This is a genomic window from uncultured Rikenella sp., assembly GCF_910579375.1.
In the GTDB taxonomy this organism is placed as follows: Bacteria; Bacteroidota; Bacteroidia; order Bacteroidales; family Rikenellaceae; genus Rikenella.
In genome coordinates this window covers 1-7,702 of record NZ_CAJTUJ010000085.1, presented here as the reverse complement: position 1 = coordinate 7,702, position 7,702 = coordinate 1, and the positions used below count along the sequence as shown (strand labels likewise).

6 protein-coding genes are annotated in these 7,702 nt (G+C 59.7%); all 6 read left to right on the top strand.

Annotated features, from left to right (window positions below; all coding sequences use genetic code 11):
- Positions 1–328: 328 nt before the first annotated feature.
- The 6 genes from QZ302_RS07345 (at position 329) to QZ302_RS07320 (ending at position 7,323) form a co-directional block, all read left to right on the top strand.
- Positions 329–1,135 carry a DUF4382 domain-containing protein gene (locus QZ302_RS07345; RefSeq protein WP_294594074.1) on the top strand — a complete coding sequence of 269 codons (807 nt, stop codon included), beginning with the start codon at positions 329–331 and terminating at the stop codon, positions 1,133–1,135.
- 24 nt (positions 1,136–1,159) lie between these two features.
- On the top strand, positions 1,160–3,550 hold the full coding sequence (locus QZ302_RS07340) for a BamA/TamA family outer membrane protein (RefSeq protein WP_294594072.1): 2,391 nt from the start codon (positions 1,160–1,162) through the stop codon (positions 3,548–3,550).
- Between the two features lie 263 nt (positions 3,551–3,813).
- On the top strand, positions 3,814–5,040 hold the full coding sequence (metK, locus tag QZ302_RS07335) for a methionine adenosyltransferase (protein WP_294594070.1): 1,227 nt from the start codon (positions 3,814–3,816) through the stop codon (positions 5,038–5,040).
- Between the two features lie 341 nt (positions 5,041–5,381).
- Positions 5,382–5,954, top strand: a complete 573-nt coding sequence (locus tag QZ302_RS07330) for an L-threonylcarbamoyladenylate synthase (protein ID WP_294594068.1) — start codon at positions 5,382–5,384, stop codon at positions 5,952–5,954.
- Positions 5,955–5,985: 31 nt separating this feature from the next.
- Positions 5,986–6,393 (top strand): thioesterase family protein, encoded by a 408-nt coding sequence (locus tag QZ302_RS07325; protein ID WP_294594065.1) that lies wholly within the window; start codon positions 5,986–5,988, stop codon positions 6,391–6,393.
- 66 nt (positions 6,394–6,459) lie between these two features.
- The gene (locus QZ302_RS07320) at positions 6,460–7,323 is read left to right on the top strand and encodes a menaquinone biosynthesis protein (RefSeq protein ID WP_294594063.1); all 864 of its coding nucleotides are present in this window, start codon (positions 6,460–6,462) and stop codon (positions 7,321–7,323) included.
- The last annotated feature ends 379 nt before the right edge of the window (positions 7,324–7,702 follow it).

The following is a 7,702-nucleotide window of genomic DNA, read 5'->3' as shown; positions in this document are numbered from 1 at the left end:
TGGTCGTGCTCACGCTCTTCAGTTGCGGCACCCCCCGTTTATTCCGAGAGGCAACGCAACTGAAGAGCGTGAGCACGACCATCCTCTCTGCCGAGGTCGAGATAAGTGACATAGAAATTTAGCGACAAACTGCTGATCCGGCAGGTTGTACCAGACCAACTGTATCCATTTCCCCCGACGTGTGCTAAAGTGCCGCTGAGTCTTTCGCGGTAGCCCGGGGCGGGGCGAACGGCGCGCGAAAACCCGCCGAGAACTCCGCCAAAGCCGTCTCGATCGCCAAATCACAATAACGCAGCGGGAAACCGAGAAAAACGGTAACTTTGCAACTATGGTACGTCAGATATTCAAAACCCTCGGCCTCCTCTCTATCCTTTTGTGGCTCGGCGCATGCAGCGACGTGAACGACCGGAACCGGCTCTCCGTCTACGTGTGCGACGCCCCGGCCGACTACACCGCCCTCGACTGCTATGTGGCCGAAGTCGCTGTGCGCGCCGGCGACGGAACGTGGCGGAATCTCGAAATCGCCGACAGCTACCTGCCCCTGATGAACCTCGTGAACGGCAAGATGCAGCTCGTCGCCGAAGGGACGATGCCGCAGGGAGCGGCTTATGACGCCGCCCGGATCGTCTTTTCGACCGAGAAAGCCACCGTGCGCGTCCTTGATCAGACCGTCCCCCTAGCCGTCGATCCGGCCGATGCCACCGTCGTCGTACCCTTTCCTGCGATGACGATGGACGGCCCCAATCGACCGCTGCTCTTCGACATCGACCTCGCCGCTTCCGTCATCGAAGACCCGGCCGCCGAGAGCGGATACCGGTTCCGGCCCCGGGTGACCTTCGTCGATATCGATCGTTGCGGAGTGGTGCAGGGTGGCTTGCAGGTCGGCGAGAGCGCCCTCTCGGGACGTGTGCGGATCGAATTCATCGACCCGGCCACGGGGAGCGTCGTCGCTTCGACCTACAGTTCGCTGAATCCCGTCGGAGCCTTCTTTATGCGGCTCCTGCCGGGCGAATATATCTTCCGCGTCGATCCGCGCGCCACGAGCGGCATCCGGCCCTATTCCGCGCCCATTACCATCGCATCGCAGCAGATCACCGACCTCGGAAATATCGTGCTGGAGCGGGTGGATTTATAACGATTTAGCAGTCAGAGATCTCTTATGCCGCTTCTCCGGCCTTTTTCGCTCGTTCGTCTGTTCGCGATCCTTTCGGTCGTCGGACTGCTGGCCTCGTGCCGGACGATGCGGTATGTGCCGGAGGGGAAATACCTCCTGCGCCGGAACATCGTCGAGATCGAAGGCGTGCACAAAGCCTCGCGACGCGAACGCGTACTGCCCAAAGACCTCATGCCCTATGTCCAGCAACGGCCCAACAGCCGGCTGCTCGGCGTGGGCATCTACCTCGGGATGTACAACCTCACCGACACCGCCAAACACAGCGGCTGGCAGCGGTTCTGGCGCGAAAAGGTCGGCGAGGCCCCGGTGATCTACGACCCCCGGCAGGCCGAGCGGTCGCGCCAGATGATGCAGCTCTACCTCACCTCGCGCGGCTATCTGGACGGCACCGTGACCGACACCGTCGAATACGCCCGGAGGAAGCGGAAAGCCACCGTGCGCTACGTGGCGCGCGAGGGGAAGCCGTACCTCGTCTCGCAGATCCGCTACCGCATCGAAGACGACTTCCTCGAACCCATCATCCTCGAAGACACCGTCTCCGGCCTGCTGAAAATCGGCATGATCTACGACCGCGAAGTCTTCGACGCCGAACGCGAACGCATCAGCGCCCGGTTGCAGAACATGGGCTTCTGGAGCTTCAATAAAGGGTACATCTCCTACACCGTCGATACCGTCGGCTTCGACCACGCCATGCGGCTGACCGTCCACGTGCGTCGGCGCGTCGCCTATATGGATGCCGAGGGGCGGCCCGTGCTCGAAAACCACCCGGTCTATCGCCTCGGCCGGATCGTCGTCAATACCGATTACGACCCCACCCGGTCGCCCGAAGAGCTCGAACGGATGCCTTGGGACACCGTGCGTTACAACGGCATCGACATCCTCTACCTCGACAAACTCCGCCTGCGGGAGTCCATTCTCGCCGGCGCGCTGCGCCTCTCGCCCAACGAACTCTATGACCGAAGCAGCGTCCAGCGCACCTACGACAACATCCGGAACCTGCAATACAGCGCCAATATCCTCTTCACCGAGCTGCCTTACGACACCTTGCGACCGGTGGAGGTGACCCGCGCAGGCGCGAACGACGGCGGACGCGTCGTGTCGACCACCGAACGCAACCTCGGCTGTCTGATCCAGTGCACCCCCAATACCCGGCAGAACTTCAACGTCGATGCCGAAATCTCCACCACCGCCGACTACTATTCCACCGCCCTGAGCCTCGGCTACCAGAACAAAAACCTCTTCCGCGGGGCGGAGAATTTCACCGTCAACTTCCGCGGCGCCTACGAATTCATGAAAAACAAGGGGCGGCACAACTCCTATGAGTTCGGCGTGAACGTCGGGCTCGACATCCCGCGCTTCCTGCTACCCATCCGGGCCGACAAACTCGCCAAGTTTCCGTTGCAGAAGACCAATATCTCGATCTCGTACGACATCCAGCGTCGGCCCGACTACGACCGGACGATCGCCGGCGGAACGTTCGGTTACTCCTGGTCGTGGCGCAACGGCGGCCGGTTCCAGATCAACCCGGCGGACATCAACGTGGTTTCCGTGCCGTGGATCGATCCCGACTTCAAGAACAGCATTGAGAACCCCTACCTGCGGAACAGCTACGAATCGCAGCTGATAGCCGGGCTCTCGGCAGGGTATTACTTCCAGACCAACCCCAATACCAAGGCCGACAACCTCTCGATCCGGCTCGTGGGAGATATGAACGGAAACCTGTTGCGGGGGCTCACCTCGTGGCTCGGAAAGCGCACCACCATCGACCTGGAGGACTCCGACCACGAGAGCTACTACAAGATTTTCGGCATCCGGTTCGCCCAGTACGCCCGGCTGAGCCTCGACCTCAGCCAGCGCATCAACCTGACCACCACGACCCAGCTGGCCTGGCGGTTTTTCATCGGCGGCGGGGTCGCCTACGGCAACTCGACCACCCTGCCGTTCGAACGGCTCTATTTCGCCGGCGGCGCCAACAGCATGCGCGGGTGGCAGGTGCGGACGCTCGGGCCGGGCGAGACCCTCTACAAACGGGAGACCTATCCCAATCAGTTGGGCGACTTCCGACTGGAGCTCAACCTGGAGTATCGCTTCGCCGTGTTCGGGAATTTCGGCATGGCCGTCTTCGCCGACGCCGGAAACGTCTGGATGAACGCCAAGGGGTCGCCCGCATCGGCCCGTTTCCGGTTCGACAGCTTCTACAAAGAGATCGCCCTCGACACCGGGCTCGGATTCCGCTACGACCTGGGCTTCGTGCTGCTTCGGCTCGACTGGGGGATGAAGCTCCACAACCCCAACGTGCCGCGGCCCGAACGCTGGCACAGCGGCTTCCGGCTCAAGGAGACTGCGTTGCATTTCGCCATCGGGCTTCCTTTCTGATCGGCGCGTTTTTCCGATTCCGTAATAATTCGTACCTTTGCGCCGTTCGTTACAACGGACGCAAAGACCCGTGGAGAGATTTGGTCGATTGCAACCACGCGAAAAAATGCTAAAGCACACCTCGTTTTCGACGGCCGTTTCCGGGCCGGACTTTTTGTGCGCTTTTCCCCTCTTTTTTCGTCGTCGGTTCCCTCGCGGCCGGTTTGTCTCTTCGGTTTTGCAGCTGAAACCCGAATCGTTTAACCCGTAAATTTACACGTACCATGTCATACCTGTTCACCTCGGAATCGGTGTCGGAAGGGCACCCCGACAAAGTGGCCGACCAGATTTCGGACGCCATCCTCGACGAATTTCTGCGCAACGACCCCGAATCGAAAGTCGCTTGCGAGACGCTGTGTACCACGGGCCTCGTCGTCGTCAGCGGCGAAGTCAAATCCAACGCCTATGTCGATATCCAGAACACCGTCCGCGGCGTGATCGAACGGATCGGCTACACCCATGCCGACTATATGTTCGAGTCCAAATCGTGCGGCGTGCTCTCGGCCATCCACGAGCAGTCGCCGGATATCAACCAGGGGGTCGAACGTGCCGAACGCGAGGAGCAGGGGGCCGGCGACCAGGGGCTGATGTTCGGCTACGCCTGCCACGAGACCAAAGAGCTCATGCCGGCGTCGCTGATGCTCTCGCACATCCTGCTGATGGAACTGGCCGACATCCGGCGCGAAACGCCGTCGGCGATGCCCTACCTGCGTCCGGACGCCAAATCGCAGGTGACGGTCGAGTACGGCGACGACCACCGTCCGCGGCGCATCCATACGATCGTCGTCTCGACGCAGCACGATCCGGAGGCGACGCAGGAGCAGATCGAGGCGGACGTGCGGAACGTCCTGATCCCCCGGGTGCGACAGCGGCTCGAAAAGCGGGGCAACCAGCTGTTGCTGAGTCTGCTGGGGGACGACTATATCCTGCATGTGAACCCGACGGGCAAGTTCGTGATCGGGGGGCCGCACGGCGATACGGGGGTCACGGGGCGCAAGATCATCGTGGACTCGTATGGCGGTCGGGGGGCGCACGGCGGGGGGGCTTTCTCGGGGAAAGACTCTTCGAAGGTAGACCGCTCGGCGGCTTATGCGACGCGCCATATCGCCAAAAACATGGTGGCGGCGGGCCTTGCGGATGTGGTGTTGGTGCAGGTGGCCTATGCGATCGGGATCGCGCGGCCGGTGAGTGTCTTTGTGGATACGTTCGGGACGTCGAAACTGCCGGCTGCGGTTTCGGACGGCGAGATTGCGGCGAAGATCGCGGAGTTGTTCGACTTGCGTCCGGCGAAGATTGTCGAACGCTACGGACTGAAACAGCCGATTTTCCTGCCGACGGCCTCTTACGGCCATTTCGGCCGGGAACCGTATGTGGAAAACGGGATCCAGTTTTTCGCCTGGGAAAAACTGGACGAGGTGGAACGCCTCCGTACGGCTTTCGGCCTCCGGTAAAGATATTTAACCGTTCGATTATCCGTGTCTACCCGCATGGGACTGTCGCTTTCTTGAAAGAAAGCGACGCAAAGAACTTTCATGATAGCTACGCTACTCCTTAGGCTCCGCAGTCCTCAATCTTCGAGATTGCTTTTGGGTCGGGGCAACGGCGCGCTTAATGAGAGCTAAACCCCGATGCGCGCCGTTTGCTCCCGACCCAAAGAAGAGTCCGGGAGTTTGGTGACCGGCAGCTTTAGGATGCGTCAGCATCCTTGAAAAGTCTTTTGGGTACCTTTTCTTCAGAAAAGGTACGGTTCGAGGCGGGGCAAATACGAATTAATCGAAGATTCAAAAAGTTTATGGAAGAGCAGATACAGTCCTGTGTTTCCGTTTTGAAGCGCGGTGGGACCATTCTTTATCCCACCGACACCGTGTGGGGCATAGGGTGCGACGCCACCAATGCAGAAGCCGTCGCCCGCCTTTTCGCCCTCAAGCAGCGCGAAGAAGCCAAAGGCATGATCGTGTTGCTCGACCGGCCGGAGCAAGTCGTGCGTTGGGTGCAGGAAGTGCCGAGCGTGGCATGGGAATTGTGGGAAGCCGCCGAAGGGGCGGAACCCCTGACCCTGATCTTGCCCGAAGGGCGCGGACTCGCCGAGAACCTCTTGCCGCCCGAGAAGAGCGTCGCGATTCGGTTGGTGCAGAACGAGTTTTGCCGTCGCGTGATCCATCGGTTGGGGCGTCCGTTAGTCTCGACCTCCGCCAACGTGAGCGGCGAGAAGACCCCCGCCACCTATGCCGAGATTTCCGACGACATTCGTAACGGCGTGGACTGGGTGGCCGATCCGGCGATGGAGGAGCCGACAGCGACCCATCGCGCCTCGTCCGTCATCGCCCTCGACACCGACGGCGGATTCCGCATCGTGCGGCTGTGAGAAACGCAGACCAAAAATTACACCAACCACCATGATTACGACGCCCATTCAGCTCCGATTCAACGACATCGATATTCAGGGGCACATGTATAACGGTCAGTATCAGCATATTTTCGACCTCGGAAAGAACGAATATTTCGAGCGTATACTCGGCATCGAACAGATGGACGGCGCGCAGACCGTCGTAACCGCCAGCTCGACCACCAACTTCTACGTCCCCGTCGGGATGAAAGACCGGATCGTTATCCGCACCGGTATCGAACGGGTCGGTACCAAGAGTTTCACCGTCTTTCAGGAGATGATCGACCTCGATACCGACACCGTGAAGGCCGACAGTCGGACCGTGCTGGTGGGCTGGAACGCCGTGACGAAGGAGAGTTTCGCCATCCCTGACGCGTGGCGCGAAAAAATAGCATGCGAAGAGCGGTTTCCCCGATAAAAATGTCTACCTTCGCCGTGAAAACCGAAGTGCCATCAAACTCTATCCCTATGGGTGACGATCCCGGTGAGAATTACTGCTGTATCCTACCTGAACACGCTGCCGTTCATCTACGGCATCGAACAGCAGGCGGCGGTCTCTTCTGCGCTTTCGACCGAGGAAGCGGGACGGCTGCTTGCAGGAGAGGGTATTGCCCTTTCGCTTCGGGTGCCGGCTCTGTGTGCCGCTGATGCCGTCGACGGGAAGACCGATATCGCGCTGGTTCCCACGGCGGTGATTCCCCGGATTCCGGGATTCTCTATTTCTTCCGTCTTTCAATCTTTTGAGCCGTCCGATCGTTCGTCGGCGGCCTTTACACCTCGAATCATAACCGACTACTGTATCGGCGCGGAAGGCGCGGTCGATACGGTGGTTTTGTTGTCGGACACGCCACTGGCTGGTATCCGGCACGTATATCTCGACTCGCATTCGCGCACTTCGGTACAATTGGTGCGGGTGTTGGCGCGCGAATATTGGCGGATCGAACCGGAGTGGATCGATTCGGCCGATTGTTCAAGAAAATTGCAGCCCGGCGAGGCGATGGTTGCCATTGGCGACAAGGTCTTTGCACTGCGTGAAGAACATCGTTATGCTTATTGCTACGATTTGGCGCAGGAGTGGAGCGATTTTACGGGCGGGCTTCCGTTCGTTTTTGCGGCGTGGGTGGCCTGTACCGAAGCGGGGGCGGAGTTTGCGCCGACTCTGAATCGGGCGTTGGCTTACGGGGTGGAGCATGTCGCCGAGTCGATCACCGGAACGGTCAATCGTTCGCGGGATTTCGATGTCGGAACGGCTTACAACTACCTGACGCGGGCGATTAAGTTTCGGCTTGATGATCGGAAACGAGCGGCGATGCGTCTTTTCTGGGAAAAAGTCATCACCCCCGGGTGACTCTCTTCTTCGAATCACTCTATTTATTAATTAATCGTTCGTTTTCATAAGAACTGGCAGGATGCGCTTGAGGAGGGGCATTGTTTGGGGGCCGAGGTAGCCGTTAGTTGTTGGGGCCGAGGCTGCCATAGCGAAACGCAGTTTCGCCCGTCCCGCCGGGGTCACCCGGACGCCGCCCGCGCAGGGCAGTTTCCTCAAACCAACCGCGCGCCGACGCCAAAAGAAGCGATTCAACTATTTTGCCTCAGCAAAATAGAATGAATCGCAGGCGCGCGGTTAAAGGGTTGACTCAAAGCGATTCAGAGTTCATCCGCGCGCGACTGCTGGAGTAGGAAATCATTCAAACGCGAATGATGCGTTTGAATAAGATTTTCGCCAG